Origin of the sequence: Solibacillus daqui (assembly GCF_028747805.1) — a bacterium.
GTDB lineage: Bacteria > Bacillota > Bacilli > Bacillales_A > Planococcaceae > Solibacillus > Solibacillus daqui.
Genome location: NZ_CP114887.1, coordinates 487,511 through 508,532, shown reverse-complemented (window position 1 = coordinate 508,532; position 21,022 = coordinate 487,511). Strand labels below are relative to the sequence as shown.

The following is a 21,022-nucleotide window of genomic DNA, read 5'->3' as shown; positions in this document are numbered from 1 at the left end:
TATTACTATACATCAAGAGGAAATGATATGTTTCTAGAATTTATTATTAATTTTTCGATTTTGTTTTGCTTTACTACCATAATCCATTGGTCATTTATTCAACACGAAGATGTGCCGTTTATTAAAAAATATAAATCGGTGCTGATCGGTCTTTTATTTGGTGTTGCTGCGCTTACTTTAACAATAATTACAGCACCTTTTGTAGATGGTATTTTAATTCACAATCACAATATTCTTGTTCTTTTTAGTGGTTTACTCGGGGGACCGGTTTCAATGTTTATTTCAGGAATGATAATTTTGATTAGCCGTTATGCCTTATGCTTTATATCTACAATCTCATTTATTATGATGTTGAATTTGTTTATTATAACAATCGCGCTATATTACGCTGCCCGAAGATATCCCATAACGTATCATAACATTACATATTATTTTCTAGTCGTTACATTTGAACATATATTACTATTGCTCATCTATTGGCGTTTTTCGCTAGAAATTATACACTACCTACTGTTGCTTTTAATTTTTTCTTCAATTATCTTTTATTTACTGCGTGTAATTTTATTGCAGCTTGATCATCGTAATAAACAAATCAAGCAAATATATGTACTGAACCAAATGGATTTATTAACTCAGCTACCAAATCATGTGGCGACAGAGCAAAAACTAAAATGGCTCATGCAATCAAAAATTCCATTCGAATTGCTTCATTTGGATTTGCGAAAATTTAGTACCGTTAACCATCAATATGGCTATGAATTAGGTGATGAGTTTTTTGTCAAAATAGCGAACATCATTCAACGTCAGTTACCAGAGGAAAGTTTTATCGGGCGAATCGATAGTGACGAATTTTATATCGCGCTACTAAACACTACGCCCGCAGAAGCAATTATGCAGGCGTATCAGATCAATGAGACCATAAAAAATAGTGCTTTTAATCAAGATTTAACGCTTCAAATCACATCGGCTATTGGCATTTGCTCTTCAAGCAATTATGTACAACTACCTCAGTTATTAAACACTACCTATCGAGCCTTAAGATTTGCTAAAAATCAAACTACGACTTGGATTTGTCACGATAATCAATTAAAAAATAGGCAAAATAAAACGCATGACGAATGGTAATAATCGTCATGCGTTTTATTATTTTACCCAGCCTAAAATCATTTCTCGAATTAATTTTGCTGCTGTGTTTACAGTAATATCCGAATGGTCATATACGGGTGCGATTTCTACTAAGTCAAACCCTACGACATTTACTTCAGCGCGTGCAATTTCATGAATAGACGCTAAAAGCTCTTTCGGTGTAATTCCTCCCGCATCCACAGTACCTGTACCTGGTGCGTGTGCTGGGTCTAATACGTCGATATCAATCGTTACGTAAACAGGACGACCCTTTAATGTAGGTAGCACTTCTTTTAATGGCTCGAACACTTCAAATAATGAAATATGCATACCATTTTCCTTTGCCCATTGTAACTCTTCTTTTAATCCTGAACGAATCCCGAATGAATACACATTATTCGGTCCAATTGTATCGGCAATTTTACGAATTGGTGTCGCGTGTGAATACTCTTCGCCCTCGTAATCCGTACGTAAATCCGTATGTGCATCAAAATGGATGATCGCTAAATCTGGATACTTTTCGTAAACGGCTTCCATTACCGGTAAAGATACTAAATGCTCGCCACCCATACCAACTGGTACTTTGTCATCTGCTAATACTTTTCGGACAAACGTTTTAATTTCTGCTAATGATTTTTCTGCATTTCCGAATGGTAAAGGAATATCACCCGCATCGAAAAATGGTACATCTGCTAATTCACGATCTAAATAGAAGCTATATTCTTCTAATCCAATCGATACTTCACGAATGCGCGCTGGACCAAAACGTTGACCTGGACGATAGCTAACTGTCCAATCCATCGGCATTCCGTATAGAACAGCCTTACACTCTTCGTAATTTTGATTGCTTTTAATAAACATATTTCCAGCATAAGTTTCGTCAAATCTCATGTATACTCACCAAACCTTCTCTATATTGAAGCTGTCGTTTACATTTTTTATATTTATAAAGTTTGCATATGTTTCCTTGTATTTGCTCATACTAAATTTATCATATGAAACTTTCGTTCGCTATTTTCGTATAATTAAGTGCAACCGACATCATTCGACACTTTTTTGTAGAGTGCTACGAAAAAGTATAGTTGTTTTCACTAAAAGTGCAATAGAATTTATGTGTTTTTTTATAATTCATTGAAATTTGATTGGTTCACTAAATTTAACAACAAATGAGGTGGAAAAATTTGAAAAGACAGCAATATCAAAAACATAAAAATCGTAGAAGATTTGGCAAACGAATCGGTCTTGTTGCCATCGCCTTTATATGCTTTTTCGCTGTCATCTTCCTTTCATTACGTATATATGCACAAGTTGCCGGTGCGCCACCGCTTACAGTGCCAAAAGCATCGATTTTTTTAGATAGCGACAACAACCAAATCGGGGATTATTTCACTGACGAACGTCGTTATTGGACAGAGTATGAAGATATTTCTCCCTATTTAATAGATGCAACAATCGCAGTAGAAGATAAAGATTTCTTTGAACATGGTGGCTTAGATTATTCACGCATTGCTGGTGCTGTTTTTGCAGATATTAAAGCTGGTAGCAAAGTGCAAGGCGCGAGTACATTGACACAGCAATACGCGCGTAACCTATATTTATCACATGAAAAAACATGGACTCGTAAAATCAACGAAGCACTTTATGCCTATCGTTTAGAGCTCTTTTATTCAAAGGAAGAAATTTTAGAGGGTTACTTAAATACAGTCTATTACGGACATGGCATGTATGGAGCTGAAGCAGCAAGTCGTTACTTTTTCGGTAAATCCGCAAAAGATTTAACATTATCTGAAGCATCTATGCTTGCAGGTGTTCCGAAGGGTCCTACGTATTATTCGCCGCTCAATAACTTAGAGAAAGCGACGAATCGTCAGCATGTGATTTTGCGCTTAATGGGCGAGCAAGGTAAAATTACTGCCGAAGAAAAGACACGTGCAGAATCTGAACAAGTGAGCTTAAAAAGTGATGAATGGATTGCCACAAAATCGATTGCACCATACTTTTTAGATGTCGTATGGGAAGAGGCAAGTGATATATTAGCAGCTAAAAACTTAAATATTAGTGAAGGTGGCTGGACCATTCAAACGACATTAAACCAAGCACACCAACGCGCTGCCGAAAAATCAATCGAAAAAAATATGCCAAACAATGAGCTACAAGTTGGCTTTGTTAGTATGGATGCCGACACTGGATTCGTAACAGCCCTTGTCGGCGGACGTGATTATAGTTCAAGCTCGTTTAACCGCGTAGCACTCGGTAACCGTCAGCCTGGTTCGGCAATCAAACCGATTTTGTATGCTGCAGCTCTTGAAAAAGGCTATAATCCGATGACATTTTTAGATGTGAGTCAAACGACTTTTACGTATGATAATGGACGTGCTACCTACACACCGCAAAATGTTAATAAAAAATATGCCGAGCACGAATTATCAATGGCTCAAGCACTAGCGATTTCAGATAATGTCTATGCTGTAAAAACGCTAGAGGATATTGGCTATCGTACATTCCGCGATATGCAAAAACGTTTTGGCTTAGCTTATTCAGACAAGGATAATCCAGCGGTTGCGCTTGGAACTAAGGAAAATTCGCTTTACGATTTAACAAATGCCTATAACATCATTGCCGCTGGTGGTGAAAATCGCCAAGCAACAACCGTTCTTTCAATTACCGATGCAAAAGGGAATCTTGTTTATAAATATGAGGCGCCTGAAAAAAAACAAGTAATTACTAAAGAAGATGCTTCTGTCCTAACACATATGATGACAGGCATTTTTGACCCTATTTTCAGTGATTACTCACCTGCAACAGGTCTTTCATTACGTTCTCGTATGACACATACGTATGCGGCAAAATCAGGTACTACTAATTCAGATCAATGGATGATTGGCTTTACACCAAGCTTGACTGCCGGTGTATGGAACGGTTATGACCAAGGTAAAACATTATCGGTACAAGCAGATATGGCTGCCTCAAAACAAGTATGGATTGATTTCATGGAATCAGCATTAGACGGCAAGTCAAATGAAGCATTTAATATTCCAAATGGCGTAGAGCCTGTAAACGTTGATATTGAAAGCGGAAAGTTAGCGAGCAAAGCATGTAAAAATCAGCGTGTTGTTTATTTAAAAGCAATTGATGTTCCAACTGAATCCTGTTCGACATTTGATTTCTTTGATTCAAATTTATGGGACGACTTTTTAGAATCTCCAATGGAAGCCCTTAAAGGTTTTTGGTAATAAAAAACGTTAAAACAGTTATTATCCAATAATTTAAAAATAAAAAAGCTCTTTCGTCTCCGGTTCTAGTCCGTAAAACGAAAGAGCTTTTCTATTGTGGTTAACGAACGGATGAGAATCATGGGGCATTCGGCTTGGGAAATTACAAATGCCGCATAACCCTCATCACTATTCATTTTCCACGTGTCCTAGCCTACTACTTTGCAAGCTTTAAATTCAGTTTACTTTCTTTTGGAAGCAGATTCAACCACGGATTTTCGTTATACCGAAATGTCACATATTGTTCACCGAATCGATTCATTTTCCTAAAAAAGTAATTGACTACATACCGGTTATTTTCAACTAGTAGTATTCAATCGAAATCATTCCAAATTTTTGTGTAATTGTTCATCACTATTATGCCACATTGCTTCATCGTGGTTTTTTAGGAAGTCTACTAATATTTTTTTCGATGCATCATCCATATGCTCGACAATAATTTTTCGCTTCATTGATTTATCCATTCGGTTGACGTGATCTGCTAATATTTTGTACCCGCGACGTTTTTCACGGTTAACAACCATCTCACAAGCCGTTACTCCAGCAAAATAAGCCCCTGATTCTTTATGGTCAATTGTTACCCACACAAGCCAGTAATCTTTACCGCCTTCTGAGTCTTCACAGTTCATCGTAAATTTAATCCCACGCTCTACATCACTTTTGGCGTGCATTGCACCGACATCAACAATCGCTGTTCCTTCTGCCACATCAATAATAACTGGCGACACATTTTCTAATGAAAGAGAGCCAATCCCAAAGCCCTTGTGTCCATCTGTAGGATCATTTTTTATAATTGTAAAACCCATTTTTGGTTTTGACTTTTCTTCATTTGCCATTGTAAATACCTCCAAATACGATATTATTATTACTATACACCATATTTTACGTAGGAGGCGACTTTATGCCAATCGTTACAATTAAAATGATTGAAGGCCGCACTGATGAACAAAAGCGCGCGCTAGTAGAAGAAGTTACACAAGCTGTTTCAAAAACAGTCAACGCACCAGTAGAGAATGTATCCATTATTATTGAAGAAATGTCAAAAAGCCATTACGCAACAGCTGGCGTACGTTACAGCGATAAGTAATCTAATTTATCACGTCTATTGATTAATTTTTTTAACACTAACTCCAAATTTAACCTTCCCGTGATATACTAACTAAAATTAATTTGAAAACTGAATTGTTCATCTTAACCAAACATTTAGTTAGAACTATTACGAAAAAAAAGACATTGAAAAGGGCCTCCTTTTCAATGTCTTTTCATTTGGAATGTTAATTAAACTTTCATTTATCGGCTTCTTAAACTTCTAGTAATTTCTTTATTTCAGCCCGTAATAATTCCGGCACCGTTTCATCAGTAAACAATTCCTCCGGGTAATACACTTTATGATCTACCTTTATGTGCCCAGCAATGGCTTCTACGATTTGACTGCGCTCCGATAATTCACATTGCTGTCCATCTTGCATTAACAAGAAAATAGGCTTTTTTGTTCCTTCAATTCCTGGACGATAAAAATCATAGGGTAAATCCGATGTGGAATCATGCACTAAATAATATTCCGGGTCAAATCCTGCCTCCGAAAATAAACGACGTAACTCCGAATACACCTCTGGATGCTCAAACGGATTTAAACTTGTATATTGAAAAAGTTTTCGATTCACAAAACGACGACTCAAGTCACTTAGAATTGCATCATCTTCATTCATCCAAAATTGGAAGTAGGCAAGCATAATGCTTTCATCGAGTGTAATGTAATCCTCTAAAGAAACGTTATTTTCAAAAAATGATTCAAACGGCTTTGGTTGTACTTTGAATTGATAGCCTTTTCGCCACAATGCCTTTACTCGTTTCAAAATATTATTCAAAATGACTTCCGCGCTACGAGATACTGGATGGAAGTAGATTTGTAAATACATTTGATAGCGGCTCATGATGTAATGTTCTACTGCATGCATGCCACTGTCTTTAATGACAACACCATTTTTTCGGGGACGCATCACGCGCATAATACGCTCCATATCAAAATGCCCGTAACTCACGCCAGTATAATAAGCGTCACGCTGCAAATAATCCATTCGATCCGCATCAATTTGGCTTGAAATTAAGCTAACAACTAATTCGTTCGGATACGTTTTTTCGATTACCTGCGCTACCTTTTCAGGAAAATCTAATGCAACACGGCTCAATACCTCATTTACTTCGGTATCTCCTAATAAAATTTGTCGTGTAAAATATTCATGGTCGGTTTCAAATACATTTTCAAATGCATGTGAAAATGGCCCGTGCCCTAAATCGTGTAGTAGCGCCGCGCATAACACCAGTAAACGCTCAGACTCATCCCATTCTGGACGTCCCTTAAATACATCATCCACAATGCGACGCACAATTTCATATACTCCTAGTGAATGGTTAAAGCGGCTATGTTCGGCACCATGGAATACTAGATAGGTTGTACCAAGCTGCCTAATACGGCGCAAGCGTTGGAATTCTCGCGTCTTCACTAAATCCCAAATGACTTGGTCACGCACATGCACATAGCGATGCACCGGGTCTTTAAATACCTTTTCTTCCTGCATTTTCATTTCCCCATACGTAGTCATAAAACCGACCTCCTTTTTAAAAAATTTAACCTATTTCCTTCATTATAATGAAACTCATAGTAAAAAAGAATTGTTAACATACAAAAATCACTAGCCATATTGCATGACTAGTGATTTTATATCGTTACTTTTTTAGCTTGTCTAACACCTTAACCATTAACTCCTCTTCAGTTAATGCGGCTACTGGACGGTTGTTTACAAAAGTAAACGTTTTTTTGCGGCCGGGACCACAATATGAATGACAGCCAATTTCAATCGTTGCATCTGGATCAATTTCTTTTAATTTGGGAATTAACGTCTTTAAATTAACGGCCTGACATTCATCGCAAACGTGAAATAAGTTTGCCATAGTGTCAACACCTCTTTCTCATCTAGTTTAACCTATGTGCTATTGTAGCTTATGTCACGTACTTCATTCAAGCAATATCCTAGTATTTCCGTCAAAGGTCTGATAGCTGCAACACTCACGATAATTCTAGCAACAATTTACCATACAGTGAATAAATCTTTCCTGCGTTGGACATGATAGATTTACAACAACTTAAGGGGGATATTTATGACAAAAGCAAGACAGGATGCATGGATTGAAGAAAATGACGCATTGCTAGCAGAAGCTGTAATTCGTCATGTAAAGGAAGGTAGTACTCAGTTAAACGCCTTTGAAGAAGCGGGTGATCTATTAAATCGTACCGCAGCGGCATGTGGTTTTCGTTGGAATGCAGTAGTTCGTCGTATTTACGAGGAAGATTTATCTCAGGCAAAAAAAGAGCGCAAAGAACGTATGCGCCTAATGAATCAAGCAACGAAACGTCGCACAACACCACTCTATTTACTCCCATCAAATGAAGAGCAACCGATGTCGATTCCATTATCTGCTCTATCACTTGATATCGTGATTGCCTATTTAGTACGTTTGCAACACAATAATTCTAGTGAACATGATGTTTTAAAATGGCGTAAACTAACAACACTATTAACAGAACAAAAGCAACAACTCGAACAGCAATTACACGCATTGCAAAAAGAAAATAAAGCCATTAAAGAAGATTACGAGCAATTCGTTTCGATTATGAACCGCGCAAGACGCCTCGTAGCATTCGAAGACGAGGATGGACTTGCAACACCAACCTTTAAAATGGAGAAAAACGGAAATTTAGTTTCACAAACATCTATCACAGAAGTTGGCGACGTGCACCCATAGTGCACGTCGTCCTTTTTATTTTGTTAACATCGATTCGTTGCGCTTTAAAACACGCTGCAAATAAAAAGTATATAATTCTATCTCATTTTCTTGTAAAGGTTGTTCTTCAAACATACCCTTCCATTCAAAAAGTAAGTGGCGAATACGCTCATTGACCTGTTGAACGGTGACCATTTCACCCGTTAACTCCTGTAGTGAAGCCATCACATGAGGTGTAATCATAGGATATTGGAATTTCGTTTCTTCTCCCTGTAAACCAGCAGCATAAAACTCACGAATCAGCTCCGCGCGCTTGCTACCACTACCTTCTACACATAAATAAATTTGCACCGCAATGCCATTTTTCATTCGGCGCTGCGAAATACCCGCAAACTTTTTCCCATTTATACTCAAATCATAGGAACCTGGGCAATATGAGCCAACAATTTCATAGACTTCAATTTTGTCGGCGACCTGCGGAAATAACGTCCGAATAAAATCGACCATCACATCAAACGCACCATTAATACTGAGCGGTGTTTGTTCACCAAGCACAATTGAAATATTTAACACACCTGCATCTAATACAACAGCTAACCCGCCTGAGTTACGAACAATCGGCTCATATCCATTTGTTCGCAATTGCGCCATTCCTTGTTCAATATGTGGTAAGCGGTGATCTTGGATTCCTAAAACTACCGAATCATGGTGCACCCATGTACGAATTGTTGGGTTCGTCATTTCTTGGCCAACTAAATGGCATAATGTATCGTCCAACGCAAATGACTCTAATGGCGAACGCTTATTGGCACTGATCGATTGATCGACAAAACGCCATGTTGTTTGTTGCAAAAGTTCGTTCATAAAATTACTCCTAGTTTCACATTATTCTCACTTTAGCATACCGCAATTTAAAGTCATGTCAAATTGGTGAAATTATTGATTTTAAATCGTCTAAATGATTTTTTTAGCGTGTTTTGTGCTACACTAACTGTGAATCATTTTCAATTACAAGGAGTGTTTACATATGAATGAAGCAGCAATTACGTTAGATGGCTGGTATGCACTACATGATTTCCGTTCAATCGATTGGGCATCTTGGAAATTAGTTTCTGCGGAAGAACGCGAAGCCGCAACGAAAGAGTTCATCGCATTTTTAGAGGACTTAAATAAAGATACAGGCTCGAACGCTTTCTACTCAATTATTGGGCAAAAAGCAGATTTCATGATTATGACATTACGCGAAACACCAGAAGAGTTAGGTGAAATTGAAACACGCTTTGCAAAATTAGCCATCGCGGATTTCACGATTCCAACGTATTCTTACGTGTCAATCGTAGAGTTATCAAACTACCTAGCAGGTAAATCAGACGAAGATCCATACCAAAACCCACATGTACGTGCGCGCCTGTATCCTGAATTACCAAAATCAAAATACGTTTGCTTCTACCCAATGGACAAAAAACGTGACGGCAATGACAACTGGTATATGCTTTCAATGGATGAGCGCCGCCAATTAATGCACGCACACGGACTTATTGGCCGTAGCTATGCAGGTAAAATCAAGCAAATCATCACAGGTTCAGTTGGTTTAGACGATCACGAATGGGGCGTAACATTATTCTCTGATGATATGCTGCAATTCAAAAAAATCGTATATGAAATGCGCTTTGATGAAGTGTCAGCTCGCTATGGTGAATTCGGTGAGTTCCTAGTAGGAAACTTATTAGACAATGAAAAATTAGAGAAATTATTAGCCATTTAATTGTAAAATGGGGCTATTTGAAACCTTTCAAATAGCCTTTTTTGTTCATACTTTAAATTCATATTTGTCCTTTCTCGCTCATTATCCGTTTAAAATCCAAAAAACGTTAGGCACGAACAGCCGGATACTTACTAATCTAGTTGAGCTGGGGTGTCATACCGGGCATAAATAAAAAAAGATGAGTTCCAAAATCAACTCATCCTTTCAAGTGCGGTCGTCCTTTAATTTTAAAATAATGATGATGGTATTAATGTATAAACCCATTACTATTAGTAATACGAGTAAATACCAATTCAGTGGTTCTCCGAAAAATGCTGCGATTGCAAACGACAAAATCGCACTAATAATCATTCCAATCCAAATGTCGATTTTCATCACATTCACTCCCCGAGTTTTTATATACACGAGGCAACATCTCTTTCATTTTCCTGAATATTTACCCACTTATTCGGATATTACATATTTCTAATTTTATTATTAGTATATTCATTTTTTTCAAAAGCATACACCATTTTTACTTTGCTATGTATCTTTCACATACCGTGTTGCATATACTAAACCGATAACAAGGGACCTCCCTTAGTATGACAACATTTTCGAAAGGACGGATACCAATTTGACTTATTATTGGACATCACCAATGCCTCAAATGACTCCTTCAGGCATACCTATGCAAACTACTGTACCGGGCGCTTCTTTTCCACGTGAAGAGTCTTATATCGAAAATATTTTACGACTTAACAAAGGAAAACCGGGCACCTTCTATTTTTCATTTGATAATGCTGTTGCTGGTACTAATACGCGTACAGTAAGAGGTGTTGTAGAAGCAGCTGGACGTGATCATGTCATTTTACGTGAGCTCAAATCAAATCACCGCTTTTTATTCCCGATGATTTATTTTGACTATGCTGAGTTTGATGAGGAGCTAAATTACTTCACGCAATCTCCGTAAAGAAATTTCAGTATCTTAAATTAGAAGAAGGGATTGTTCTGAAATTACTTTCGGACAATCCCTTCCTTATTATCAAACTTTAAATTGCTGAATTTCTTGTTGTAAGTCTTGAGCATTTCCACTTAATGTGACAGCTACAGCACTTACTTGTTGCATCGTTGCTGCTTGTTCCTCCACCGCAGCAGCAATTACTTCCAAATTACTACTTGATTCATTGGAGCCAATTGCAATTTCATTTATCGATGCACTTACTTGTTCTGCACTTGCTGAAAGTTGTTCAGAAGTAGCGGAAATTTCTTCGATTTGTGTGGACATTTTCGTAACTGCTCCTACAATCGAAGTAAATGAATTCCCAGCCTCTGTAATAATTTCAACACCATCTTGTACAGATAATAACGATTCAGTTACCGCGCGTTCTACATTTTCCGTGTCAGACTTAATTTCAAGCGTTAAATTAACAATAGAAGTTGCAGATGTTTTCGATTGCTCTGCTAATTTACGTACTTCATCTGCTACAACTGCAAACCCTTTCCCATGTTCGCCCGCACGAGCCGCCTCAATCGCCGCGTTTAATGCCAATAAATTCGTTTGATCTGTAATGTCTGTAATGACTTTTGAAATATTATTAATTTCGTCCGTTTGCTTAGCAAGCTTTTGTACTAAATTATTGACAGAGTTTGTTGAAGCACTAATGATATCCATTTGTGTTTTTGCATGATGAATGATTGCTCCACCATTTTGTGCTGTTTTCGATGCATCAATCGAGCTACCATGTAATAATTGCGTTGCTTCTGCGATACGTTGTACACCAGAAGCGGTTTCTTCCATAGCTCGCGCACTTTCATTTGAAGCTTGTGCTGAAACATGCGCTGATTCTGATGTATTACTTACACGCGTTGTTATGTCTTCTGTCGTGGCAGTAATTTCCTCTGTACTTGCTGAAAGTTCTTGAGCAGCGCCACTTAATTGCTCTGCATTTATTTGTATATTATTAATTAAACCGGATAAATTTGTCTTCATTAAATTAAATGCATGTCCAAGTTGTCCAATTTCATCTTTTGATTTTACAACGATATCATGTTGTGACAAATCACCAGATGCAATAATATTGGCTTTCTTTACAACATTCTTAAGTGGACTTGTTATTGTTCTGCGAATATAAATAATGAATATGAAGACAATAGCAATACTTACTACTAATGCTAGTATAGCAATGGATTTCGTTAACAAAATCGCACCAGCTGTTTGTTTGTTAATTTCCGCTAATTGTTGTTCTTGATATTCCACTATTTGGTCCGCAACACCTAAAATCCCATTATTCGCCGCTTTTAATTTTGTGTTAATAAAACCATTAGCTAATCGACTATCTCCACGTTCAATTGCGTCTAACATATCTAAAGAACCATTGTTAAAATCATTATTAAATTTGTGAAGTTGCGCAATATGTTCTTTCATCATATCGCTGGTTGCTAATTTTTCTAAACCCTGTATTTCTTCTGTTAATAACCCTTTATAATACTCGAAATTTTCATAGGACTCTTCCGTACCATCTAGTACAACTGCACGTGCATATAGTCCCTGCATCGATATAATAAATCGAATTTCATCAACTAAACGAATTTGCACAACACGATAATCTAAAGCTTCTTCAGACTTTGCTTCGATATTACTCAAGCTTATAAAGGTGATTCCTATTGTGATTGCAAACAATGCAATCATTGAATAAAAGGCAATATTTAACTTAGCACCAACCCTCATATTATTATCCCCCTAGTTTTTTAAATTATTTACTAAAAATGTATAATTTATAATACTACATCCCCATTATTTTCGCTCGTCAAAAAGCTCCATGTCGCTGCACCTAAAACTTGTGCCGCAATTAACATAGCCCTTTCATCAAAATCGAATTTTGCATGATGATGCGGATAAACCGTCTCCCATGCAGGATTTTTGGCACCGGTAAAGAAAAATGTCCCTGGAACATGTTGCATATAATAACCAAAGTCCTCGCCAATCATAAATGGTGGACAAACAGTCACTTGCTCTACTGTAGGTATTTGCCCAGCAATATTCTGAATGTATTGCGTCTCTTGTACATGATTTATAACCGGTGGATAGCCGTCAAAGTAAGTGAATTCATAGCTTGCATGCATACCTAAACAAGTTGCCTTTAATAGCGTTTCAATTTCTTCTTTGATTTGCTGACGTACTACTTCATCAAACGCGCGTACAGTACCTTGAATTTTTACGGTATCCGCAATGACATTGAATGGATTTATTGCTTCGAAATGCCCTACTGTCACAACCGCTGAGTGAAGTGGTGCAATTCGGCGTGATATAAGTGTTTGTAATTGCGTTACAAAATGTGCACCTACGACTATTGCATCTACAGAGTGCTGAGGTTCTGCACCATGCCCCCCTTTACCTTGAATGACAATTTCAAAACGATCAGCTGCTGCCATAATTGCCCCATCACGTACTAAAATCTCCCCCAATGGAGTTGGTGCCCATAAATGTGTACCAAAAATTACATCTACGCCTTCTAGGCAGCCATCTTCAATCATTGCCTTTGCCCCACCTGGTGCGACTTCCTCAGCATGCTGGTGAATGAAGACAACATTCCCTACTAGATGCTCGTGCATTTCGGTTAATGCTTTTGCTAATACGAGTAACGTTGCCGTATGCCCATCATGACCACATGCATGCATTACGCCATCATTTTTTGATTTATATGGAACTTCATTTAATTCTTGAATTGCCAATCCATCAAAATCAGCCCGTAACGCAACGGTTTTACCTGGTCTAGCTCCACGTAATGTCGCAACTACCCCACGCCCACCTACATGTTCACGAACTTCTAAACCGAGCTCACGATAAAATTTCGCAATATAGGCGGGTGTCTGTACTTCTTCATGGGAGATTTCTGGATATTCGTGTAAATAGCGTCGAATGATAACCATCTCTTCGAAGTGCTCTTGTAGTTTCGTTAATAATTGATTCATTGTCTTCGCTCCTTCACTAAGTTACTTTTTAACTATACAATAAATTCCGATAATTTAGAAAAAAGTTTTAATTTAATTATTAATATACTAAAAAAAGCATATACTTCCAATCCTAGAAGTACATGCTTTATCTTTTTATGTTCTTTTTAATGTGGCCATAATGACCATGACCCAGCCAATCAAAAATAAAACGCCGCCAATTGGGGTAATTGCGCCTAATACTTTAATACCTGTCAAAGCAAGTACCATTAAGCTGCCTGAAAAAATAAGGATACCGAAATTAAAGCAAATCATTGCGATTTTTAATTGCTTTACTTCACCTATAATTGAACGAGCCATTAAAATACCGACTAGGATTAAAGCAGTTGCATGGAACATTTGATATTGTACCGCTGTATCCCAAATACCTGTGCCGTAATCATCTAAAATATCTTTTAAACCATGTGCTGCAAATGCACCAAGTGCTACCGCTAAAAAGCCATGAATCGCACCAGAAATAATTGAACCTTTCATTATCTTTACCTCTTTTTTTAGTTTGTTAAAAATCAAATATCGAATCTCCGTTGGCGTCGTCTTCTTGCAACTTTTGCGACGGGATTGCGACAGGCTGTGTGAAGGCTGGAACTGGCATCGCGTTTGGTGCGACGCTTAAAGACTGTTGCTTTTCAGTCCTGTTTTCTGCAAGCACAACATCACAAATTGCTTTTATAGCCGCAAATTTTTCTCGTACTTGTTGCTCTGAATTTGCTTGGCGCGCCTCAATAGTCAACTTTTCAATTTGCGTTAAAATGGTTTGTTGTGTAATCATCGACTCGTGTCCCCCTGCCTTATTTTTTGCACAAATTTTAAACAATCCATGCCACTCGACTGCCGTACAACTAATGATGGCAGCTGTTTTGTTTTAAAGCCGTATGCCGTGCAACCACGTGGATTTTCTTGATCCCACGTCACACGGAAATACTGGCATTTAAAGCAATCAATTTTCATCAGCTAGCCCTCTCTTTCTTTCCTTACTTTACCATGCTTCAGTCAAAAAGTTTAGCCTGTTTACTTTGAATGTACCAATCAATTGGCTGTTCACCAAGCGCTACTAATGCGTCGTTCGTTTTCGAATACGGCTTACTACCAAAAAAACCGCGATGTGCACTGAGTGGACTCGGATGTGGTGCTTCCAAAATAATATGCTGATTTGAAATTCGTTCGATAATTGCACGCTTACTTTGCGCTGGTTTGCCCCATAATAAAAACACAATTGGCTGTTTTCGCTCTGCCAATTTTTCGATGATTCTATCGGTAAATTGTTCCCAACCTTGCCCTTTATGTGAATTGGCCTCTCCTTGACGCACTGTTAACACGGTATTTAATAGAAGAACCCCTTGCTTTGCCCAAGTAGATAGCGCTCCGTGATCAGGCAACGGGCAACCCAAATCATCTTGTAATTCCTTCATCATATTTTTTAATGATGGTGGTAGCTTTTGACCTTGTTCCACTGAAAAACTTAAACCGTGTGCTTGATTTGGTCCATGATATGGATCTTGTCCTAAGAGCACCACTTTTACATCCGTATAATCGGTATAATGCAACGCGTTTAATATTTGTTCTTTCTTAGGAAAAACCGTCGCCGTTTTATATTGCTGCGTTAAAAATTCCATTAAATTTTGATAGTATGTCTCTTGTTGTTGTGGTGCTAAAATTTCCTGCCATTCATTAGTTAATTGTTCGATCATTATTTCCACCTCACTTCAAACAGTAGTGAAAATACGCTATAAATTCAAGTCAATTTACCTGACCTTGTAGTTTTTATTGATTCTGACTATTTTTACAAAGTCAGATACACGCTATACTATACGTAATTATTTTTCGAATATTCATTATAAGGAGATTGGTTTTATGTTGAAAAAAACGTTAACAATTGCAGGTTCAGATACATCAGGTGGCGCAGGGATGCAGGCAGATTTAAAGGCTTTCCAAGAGCATGGCACATACGGAATGGTCGCTCTAACTGTAGTCGTAACAATGGATCCAAAAACTTGGAGCCATAAAGTGACACCACTACCAACTGCATTATTACAAAAACAAATCGACACAGCATTATCTACTGGTGTTGATGCCATTAAAACAGGAATGCTTTCTACAGAAGAAATTATTCAAATTGCATCAAAAGCAATCCAAGATTCAGGAACAGACAAAGTGGTTATCGATCCAGTAATGGTTTGTAAAGGGGACGACGAAGTTTTAAATCCTGGCAATACAACAGCGATGATTAACTATCTATTACCTCACGCAACCGTAGTTACACCAAACTTATTTGAAGCAGGTCAATTGGCTGGTACAGGTACACCAAAAACGATTGAAGACATGCAAATCGCTGCAGCAAAAATTCATGCTTTAGGTGCGAAAAATGTTGTCATTAAAGGCGGTAAAGCATTAGCACATGACAAAGCGGTTGATTTATTCTTTGATGGCAATGACTTTAAACTACTTGAAACTGAAAAAGTCACTTCTACTTACAATCACGGTGCAGGTTGTACATTTGCTGCAAGCGTATGTGCAAACTTAGCGAATGGTCTTTCTGTTGAGGAATCAGTAATCGAAGCAAAAGAATTCGTTTCAGCTGCAATTAAACACGGCTGGGCATTAAATGAGCATGTTGGCCCAGTTATGCATGGAGCAAAACCTCGTTTCGGAGCACCACAAGTAACGGTAACAACCATTCCACATTATACGAAAGCTTAATGACATACCCACTATGAAAACACATTTCACGTCTAATGGCGTGAAATGTGTTTTTTTATATTAACTTGTTTGAAAAATTTTATTTTTTCATTATCTCTAAGAAAAAGCCTCTTTTGCGACTTTTTCTTTTCATCGAGCGTGAAATTTTACTATACTAGTATTAATTAGATTCGAAAGGAGAATTAGGATGAAGGAAGTAAATCAAACAGAGCTCCAAGAATTACTTAATTCTTTTGCGAACAAAGACGTTTATATTCATCTAGAAACAACAAACGGCTCGTATGCAGCCCATTATGACGAAAAATTCTTTAATGCGGGGGCATTTATTCGCAACATCAAATTAAATTACGAATTAGGGAAAGTTGTTGGCGACGCTCCACACCGCGTTGGCTTAAAATTGCCGCATGGCTGGGTATATGCACAAGGTATTACACATTATGAACTAGACGATCAAGGTCGCTTACTTATGGCGGGCTTAGACTATACAGGGAAGCTAGCGGTTGCACTAGAAATTAGCGAATCGCCATTTGCTTATTAAGGAGGACTTATTCATGACATTACAACAAGAACGTCACGTATTAGTCGTTTACCCCCACCCAGATGATGAAGCTTTTTCTGTTGCGGGTGTTATTCGTATGCACCGTAATATGAGCGTACCCGTTACATACGCTTGCTTAACATTAGGTGAAATGGGTCGTAACTTAGGAAATCCCCCAATTGCGACGCGTGAATCATTACCAGAAATTCGACGTAAAGAGCTGATTGCTGCTTGTGCTGCGATGGGCATTGAAGATTTACGTATGATGGGTCTTCGAGACAAAACGGTTGAATTTGAAGATGATGAAAAAATGGTTCAGCTTGTGACGGATTTAATCAACGAGCTTAATCCATCATTAATCTACACGTTTTTACCGGGCTTTGCAGTCCATCCAGACCATGAAGCAACAGCAAAAGCGGTTATTGAAGCAGTTCGTCGTATGGCACCTGAAAAGCGTCCACGCATTTTAGCCTGTGCATTTGCAAATGATACCGTTGAGAAAAACGGTGAACCAGATGTAATTGTGGACATTCGTTCTGTAAAAAACGACAAGATAAAGGCACTACAAGCCCATGCCTCTCAAACGGCTTGGATGATGCAAGAAACTGCTAAGCGCGTTGATGATGGCGAGGTCATGTCAGATAGCTGGCTAAATGTTGAAAGATTTTATACTTTTACGTTTAATGATTAAATTTACAAAGATGCATGCGTCATTTCGCGAAGCATCTTTTTTTTTGCCCAAATTCAAAATACCGTATTTTTATTCACTCTCTTTCAAATTGAAATCCTTTACTTAATCAGTATTTATTTGCTCATTAAAGATATTTCGCTTAAATTTATTCAATTTCTTACTCATTGAAATTTTTCTGAAATATTAATCTTTATGCAAAACGGTAGACAAGGACTATTTCTACATTTTATAGTGTATAAATATTCAATATTACATTTTACTGAGGTTATTATAGATGAAAACTAAATTTTCGTTTTACACGTGGTTTTTATTTTTAGCCCTGTCTGCTCTTGGTGTGTTCATTTTCATTACACCAATTAGTACAGATGCTGGTATGAAAGTTCCAATCGCGTTACTTGCTAACTGGTTAGCTGGTTATGTTGAGCCTTATATTCATTGGTTCGCATTTATTGTCTTTATTATTGCAGCGTTAGGTTCGATTGCAATGCACGTTATTCCACAACGTGGACCACGTAATATTTGGGATTCATTATTCCGTGTTCACTGGTTCTGGACAACTATGCGCGTATTGGCCGTTGTATTTGCGGGCGCATTTTTATTTCAGGTAGGTCCTGAAAGTCTAAAAAGTGATGTAACATCTGGGATTTTAATTGACCCTGCTAGTGGTCTTGTTACATTCATGTTCATATTGTTCTTATTTGCGGGTCTGTTACTTCCATTATTAACAGACTTCGGTTTACTTGAATTTTTTGGTTCAATGATGGTAAAAATTATGCGCCCGATTTTCAAAATTCCTGGACGCTCTGCGATTGACTGTTTAGCGTCATGGGTTGGAGACGGTACAATCGGCGTATTATTAACAAGTAAGCAATACGAGGAAAAGAACTACACAGGACGTGAAGCGGCAACGATTGCCACAACGTTCTCAGTTGTTTCGATTACATTTTGCTTAGTTGTTGTTGAGACAATTGGAATTGAAGCGTACTTCCTTGAGTTTTATGCATCCGTAATTTTCTGTGGTTTAATTTTAGCAGTCATTATGCCACGTATTTATCCGTTAAAGAACAAAGCGGATACGTTAATCGATGGTTCTGAAGCTTCTATCAACCGTGAAGTTGTACAAGAAGGCTATAACGTCGTTTCTTACGGTCTACACAATGCACTTTCGAAAGCCGATTCAAATCGTAACTTAGGTAAAATGGTGAAAAACGGCTTTATTAACGTATTAGAAATGTGGTTTGCTGTAACGCCAATTATCATGGCATTTGGTACAATCGCGTTAGTATTAGCTGAATTCACAAGCTTCTTCCGTATTTTAGGGATGCCATTCGAACCAATTCTAGCCCTATTACAAATTCCAGAAGCTGGTGAAGCGGCACAAACGATGATCGTCGGTTTTGCGGATATGCTATTACCTTCAGTTTTAGGTGCTGGTATTGAATCTGAGATGACGCGATTCTTCATCGCAACGGTTTCGGTAACACAATTAATTTACATGTCTGAAGTTGGTGGCCTTATTTTAGGCACAAAGCTTCCATTAAAATTATGGGATTTATTCGTGATTTTCTTAATCCGAACAGTTATCTCAATTCCAATCATCGCAGTGATTACGCATTTATTATTCTAAACAGAGCTCGCATTTTGTATTTTGCAAAATGCGGGTTTTTTATTATTGCCAAAAGAATAAATTCTAAATTAATTCCTCCTCTACATTAAACCGCTTTCATTACGGTGTTTTAATAAATTTTCTTAATTTACTGAATTTTTACAACATTCATTAGTGGTTTTATGATAAAATAATGTAATCTTTACACAGACGATGGAGGTTACATGGAGATGGAAGTTGCTCAACCTAAAACCATTGCGGTGGAAAACGTATTAATTGCACACCATTTTTTAAAGGATGTTGTCGTGCATACACCACTGCAATTGAATGAATATTTATCAGAAAAGTATGGCGCAAAGATTTATTTTAAACGTGAAGATTTACAGCATGTCCGTTCATTTAAATTGCGCGGTGCTTACTATAAAATAAAAAAAATCGAAAACGAAGCTCGTGCATCAGGTGTGGCTTGCGCTAGTGCTGGCAATCATGCACAAGGTGTTGCCTACGCTTGTGCGAAGCTTGAAATTCAAGCAACGATTTTCATGCCAAAAACAACACCAAAGCAAAAAATCGATCAGGTTCGTATGTTTGGGCGTAACTTTGTTGAAATCATCCTAGCTGGAGATACATTTGATGATTCTGCTGCAAGTGCACTTGCTTATTGCGAAGAGGAAAATCGTATTTTCATTCACCCATTTGACGATTACGACGTTATGGCAGGTCAAGGTACGGTTGCGGTGGAAATTATGAATGATATCGAAGAACCTATTGACTATATCTTCGGTAGCATTGGTGGCGGCGGCTTAATGTCTGGTGTTTCCGCTTATGTGAAAAATTTATCGCCACATAGTCAAGTCATTGGTGTAGAACCTGCTGGCGCGGCAAGTATGAAATCGGCTTTTGAAAATGAAGGTCCTATTACACTTGACTGGATTGACAAATTTGTTGATGGTGCTGCGGTAAAATGCGTTGGCAATGATACTTACCAAGTATGTCGTACCTATTTAGACGATATCGTATCAGTACCTGAAGGCAAAGTATGTACAACCATTTTAGATTTATATAATAAACATGCAATTATTGCAGAGCCTGCTGGAGCATTATCTGTGGCGGCGCTTGACTTTTATGCTGATAAAATTCGGGGCAAATCGGTTGTCATTATTATTTCTGGAGGCAATAATGACATCGGACGTATGCAGGAAATTAAAGAGCGCTCTTTAATTTATGAAGGTTTGCTACATTACTATATCGTGAACTTCCCACAGCGTTCAGGTGCACTTCGTCAGTTTTTAACAGAGGTACTTGGACCAAATGATGATATTACTACATTTGAATATACGAAGAAAAATAACAAGGAAAGTGGCCCTGCACTCGTTGGTATCGAAATTGGGCACCCGGATGATCATGCCGGTTTAGTAGAGCGTATGCATGAAAACGGCTTTGATTATAAAGAGGTCAATAAAGACAGTACATTATTTGCACTACTCGTCTAATATCATTACCCGTTACTTTATTAGTAGCGGGTATTTTTTGCTCAAATAAAAAAATCTTT

At 37.8% G+C, this 21,022-nt stretch carries 23 protein-coding genes; 11 read left to right on the top strand and 12 right to left on the bottom strand.

The window, feature by feature from the left end:
• Positions 1-27 precede the first annotated feature (27 nt).
• Entirely contained in the window at positions 28-1,125 is a 1,098-nt protein-coding gene (locus tag O7776_RS02450; protein ID WP_274309071.1) for a GGDEF domain-containing protein, read from the top strand.
• An 18-nt stretch (positions 1,126-1,143) separates the two neighbouring features.
• Here the strand turns inward: O7776_RS02450 and speB are convergent, their stop codons facing one another.
• Positions 1,144-2,016 carry an agmatinase gene (gene speB, locus O7776_RS02445; protein ID WP_274309069.1) on the bottom strand — a complete coding sequence of 291 codons (873 nt, stop codon included), beginning with the start codon at positions 2,014-2,016 and terminating at the stop codon, positions 1,144-1,146.
• 290 nt (positions 2,017-2,306) lie between these two features.
• Between speB and O7776_RS02440 the strand changes: the two genes are divergently transcribed.
• Positions 2,307-4,358 (top strand): transglycosylase domain-containing protein, encoded by a 2,052-nt coding sequence (locus O7776_RS02440; protein WP_274309067.1) that lies wholly within the window; start codon positions 2,307-2,309, stop codon positions 4,356-4,358.
• Positions 4,359-4,720: 362 nt separating this feature from the next.
• On the opposite strand, the gene O7776_RS02435 is transcribed toward O7776_RS02440, so the two are convergent.
• A complete protein-coding gene (locus O7776_RS02435; RefSeq protein WP_274309066.1) occupies positions 4,721-5,233 on the bottom strand; it encodes a YwhD family protein in 513 nt (170 codons plus the stop codon).
• Between the two features lie 65 nt (positions 5,234-5,298).
• Between O7776_RS02435 and O7776_RS02430 the strand changes: the two genes are divergently transcribed.
• Positions 5,299-5,484: a 2-hydroxymuconate tautomerase gene (locus O7776_RS02430; protein ID WP_241367532.1), complete on the top strand. Its 186-nt coding sequence runs from the start codon at positions 5,299-5,301 to the stop codon at positions 5,482-5,484.
• Positions 5,485-5,698: 214 nt separating this feature from the next.
• On the opposite strand, the gene O7776_RS02425 is transcribed toward O7776_RS02430, so the two are convergent.
• Together O7776_RS02425 and O7776_RS02420 are read right to left on the bottom strand one after the other, a co-directional pair.
• The gene (locus tag O7776_RS02425) at positions 5,699-7,000 is read right to left on the bottom strand and encodes an HD domain-containing protein (RefSeq protein WP_274309065.1); all 1,302 of its coding nucleotides are present in this window, start codon (positions 6,998-7,000) and stop codon (positions 5,699-5,701) included.
• 124 nt (positions 7,001-7,124) lie between these two features.
• Complete coding sequence (locus O7776_RS02420) at positions 7,125-7,349, bottom strand: YuzB family protein (RefSeq protein WP_241367530.1); 225 nt, start codon at positions 7,347-7,349, stop codon at positions 7,125-7,127.
• A 207-nt stretch (positions 7,350-7,556) separates the two neighbouring features.
• On the opposite strand from O7776_RS02420, the gene O7776_RS02415 reads away from it, so the two are divergent.
• On the top strand, positions 7,557-8,201 hold the full coding sequence (locus tag O7776_RS02415; RefSeq protein WP_274309064.1) for an RsfA family transcriptional regulator: 645 nt from the start codon (positions 7,557-7,559) through the stop codon (positions 8,199-8,201).
• Between the two features lie 15 nt (positions 8,202-8,216).
• Here O7776_RS02415 and lipL read toward each other — a convergent pair whose 3' ends face one another.
• Complete coding sequence (gene lipL / locus O7776_RS02410) at positions 8,217-9,044, bottom strand: octanoyl-[GcvH]:protein N-octanoyltransferase (protein WP_274309063.1); 828 nt, start codon at positions 9,042-9,044, stop codon at positions 8,217-8,219.
• 163 nt (positions 9,045-9,207) lie between these two features.
• On the opposite strand from lipL, the gene hemQ reads away from it, so the two are divergent.
• Positions 9,208-9,945, top strand: coding sequence for a hydrogen peroxide-dependent heme synthase (hemQ, locus tag O7776_RS02405; RefSeq protein ID WP_274309061.1), 738 nt, complete (start codon positions 9,208-9,210; stop codon positions 9,943-9,945).
• Positions 9,946-10,149: 204 nt separating this feature from the next.
• Here hemQ and O7776_RS02400 read toward each other — a convergent pair whose 3' ends face one another.
• Positions 10,150-10,320: a hypothetical protein gene (locus O7776_RS02400; RefSeq protein ID WP_274309060.1), complete on the bottom strand. Its 171-nt coding sequence runs from the start codon at positions 10,318-10,320 to the stop codon at positions 10,150-10,152.
• Between the two features lie 265 nt (positions 10,321-10,585).
• On the opposite strand from O7776_RS02400, the gene gerQ reads away from it, so the two are divergent.
• On the top strand, positions 10,586-10,897 hold the full coding sequence (gene gerQ / locus O7776_RS02395; RefSeq protein WP_337999459.1) for a spore coat protein GerQ: 312 nt from the start codon (positions 10,586-10,588) through the stop codon (positions 10,895-10,897).
• A 72-nt stretch (positions 10,898-10,969) separates the two neighbouring features.
• Here gerQ and O7776_RS02390 read toward each other — a convergent pair whose 3' ends face one another.
• The 6 genes from O7776_RS02390 to O7776_RS02365 all read right to left on the bottom strand — a co-directional run bounded on the left by O7776_RS02390 (position 10,970) and on the right by O7776_RS02365 (position 15,626).
• Positions 10,970-12,655 (bottom strand): methyl-accepting chemotaxis protein, encoded by a 1,686-nt coding sequence (locus O7776_RS02390; protein ID WP_274309058.1) that lies wholly within the window; start codon positions 12,653-12,655, stop codon positions 10,970-10,972.
• A gap of 47 nt (positions 12,656-12,702) precedes the next feature.
• Positions 12,703-13,899, bottom strand: a complete 1,197-nt coding sequence (locus O7776_RS02385) for an amidohydrolase (RefSeq protein WP_274309057.1) — start codon at positions 13,897-13,899, stop codon at positions 12,703-12,705.
• 135 nt (positions 13,900-14,034) lie between these two features.
• Positions 14,035-14,412 (bottom strand): DUF423 domain-containing protein, encoded by a 378-nt coding sequence (locus O7776_RS02380; protein WP_274309056.1) that lies wholly within the window; start codon positions 14,410-14,412, stop codon positions 14,035-14,037.
• 25 nt (positions 14,413-14,437) lie between these two features.
• Entirely contained in the window at positions 14,438-14,707 is a 270-nt protein-coding gene (locus O7776_RS02375; protein ID WP_274309055.1) for a YwdI family protein, read from the bottom strand.
• The gene (locus O7776_RS02370; protein ID WP_274309054.1) at positions 14,704-14,886 is read right to left on the bottom strand and encodes a uracil-DNA glycosylase; all 183 of its coding nucleotides are present in this window, start codon (positions 14,884-14,886) and stop codon (positions 14,704-14,706) included. The genes O7776_RS02375 and O7776_RS02370 overlap by 4 nt, the downstream gene beginning before the upstream one ends.
• A 38-nt stretch (positions 14,887-14,924) precedes the next feature.
• Positions 14,925-15,626 carry a uracil-DNA glycosylase gene (locus O7776_RS02365; RefSeq protein ID WP_274309053.1) on the bottom strand — a complete coding sequence of 234 codons (702 nt, stop codon included), beginning with the start codon at positions 15,624-15,626 and terminating at the stop codon, positions 14,925-14,927.
• Positions 15,627-15,789: 163 nt separating this feature from the next.
• Between O7776_RS02365 and thiD the strand changes: the two genes are divergently transcribed.
• The 5 genes from thiD (at position 15,790) to ilvA (ending at position 20,963) form a co-directional block, all read left to right on the top strand.
• On the top strand, positions 15,790-16,635 hold the full coding sequence (thiD, locus tag O7776_RS02360; protein WP_274309052.1) for a bifunctional hydroxymethylpyrimidine kinase/phosphomethylpyrimidine kinase: 846 nt from the start codon (positions 15,790-15,792) through the stop codon (positions 16,633-16,635).
• 187 nt (positions 16,636-16,822) lie between these two features.
• Positions 16,823-17,173, top strand: coding sequence for a YojF family protein (locus O7776_RS02355; RefSeq protein WP_241367518.1), 351 nt, complete (start codon positions 16,823-16,825; stop codon positions 17,171-17,173).
• 13 nt (positions 17,174-17,186) lie between these two features.
• Positions 17,187-17,864 (top strand): bacillithiol biosynthesis deacetylase BshB2, encoded by a 678-nt coding sequence (gene bshB2, locus O7776_RS02350; protein WP_274309051.1) that lies wholly within the window; start codon positions 17,187-17,189, stop codon positions 17,862-17,864.
• Positions 17,865-18,138: 274 nt separating this feature from the next.
• Positions 18,139-19,491 carry a YjiH family protein gene (locus tag O7776_RS02345; RefSeq protein ID WP_274309050.1) on the top strand — a complete coding sequence of 451 codons (1,353 nt, stop codon included), beginning with the start codon at positions 18,139-18,141 and terminating at the stop codon, positions 19,489-19,491.
• A 209-nt stretch (positions 19,492-19,700) separates the two neighbouring features.
• Complete coding sequence (gene ilvA, locus O7776_RS02340) at positions 19,701-20,963, top strand: threonine ammonia-lyase IlvA (protein ID WP_274310433.1); 1,263 nt, start codon at positions 19,701-19,703, stop codon at positions 20,961-20,963.
• The last annotated feature ends 59 nt before the right edge of the window (positions 20,964-21,022 follow it).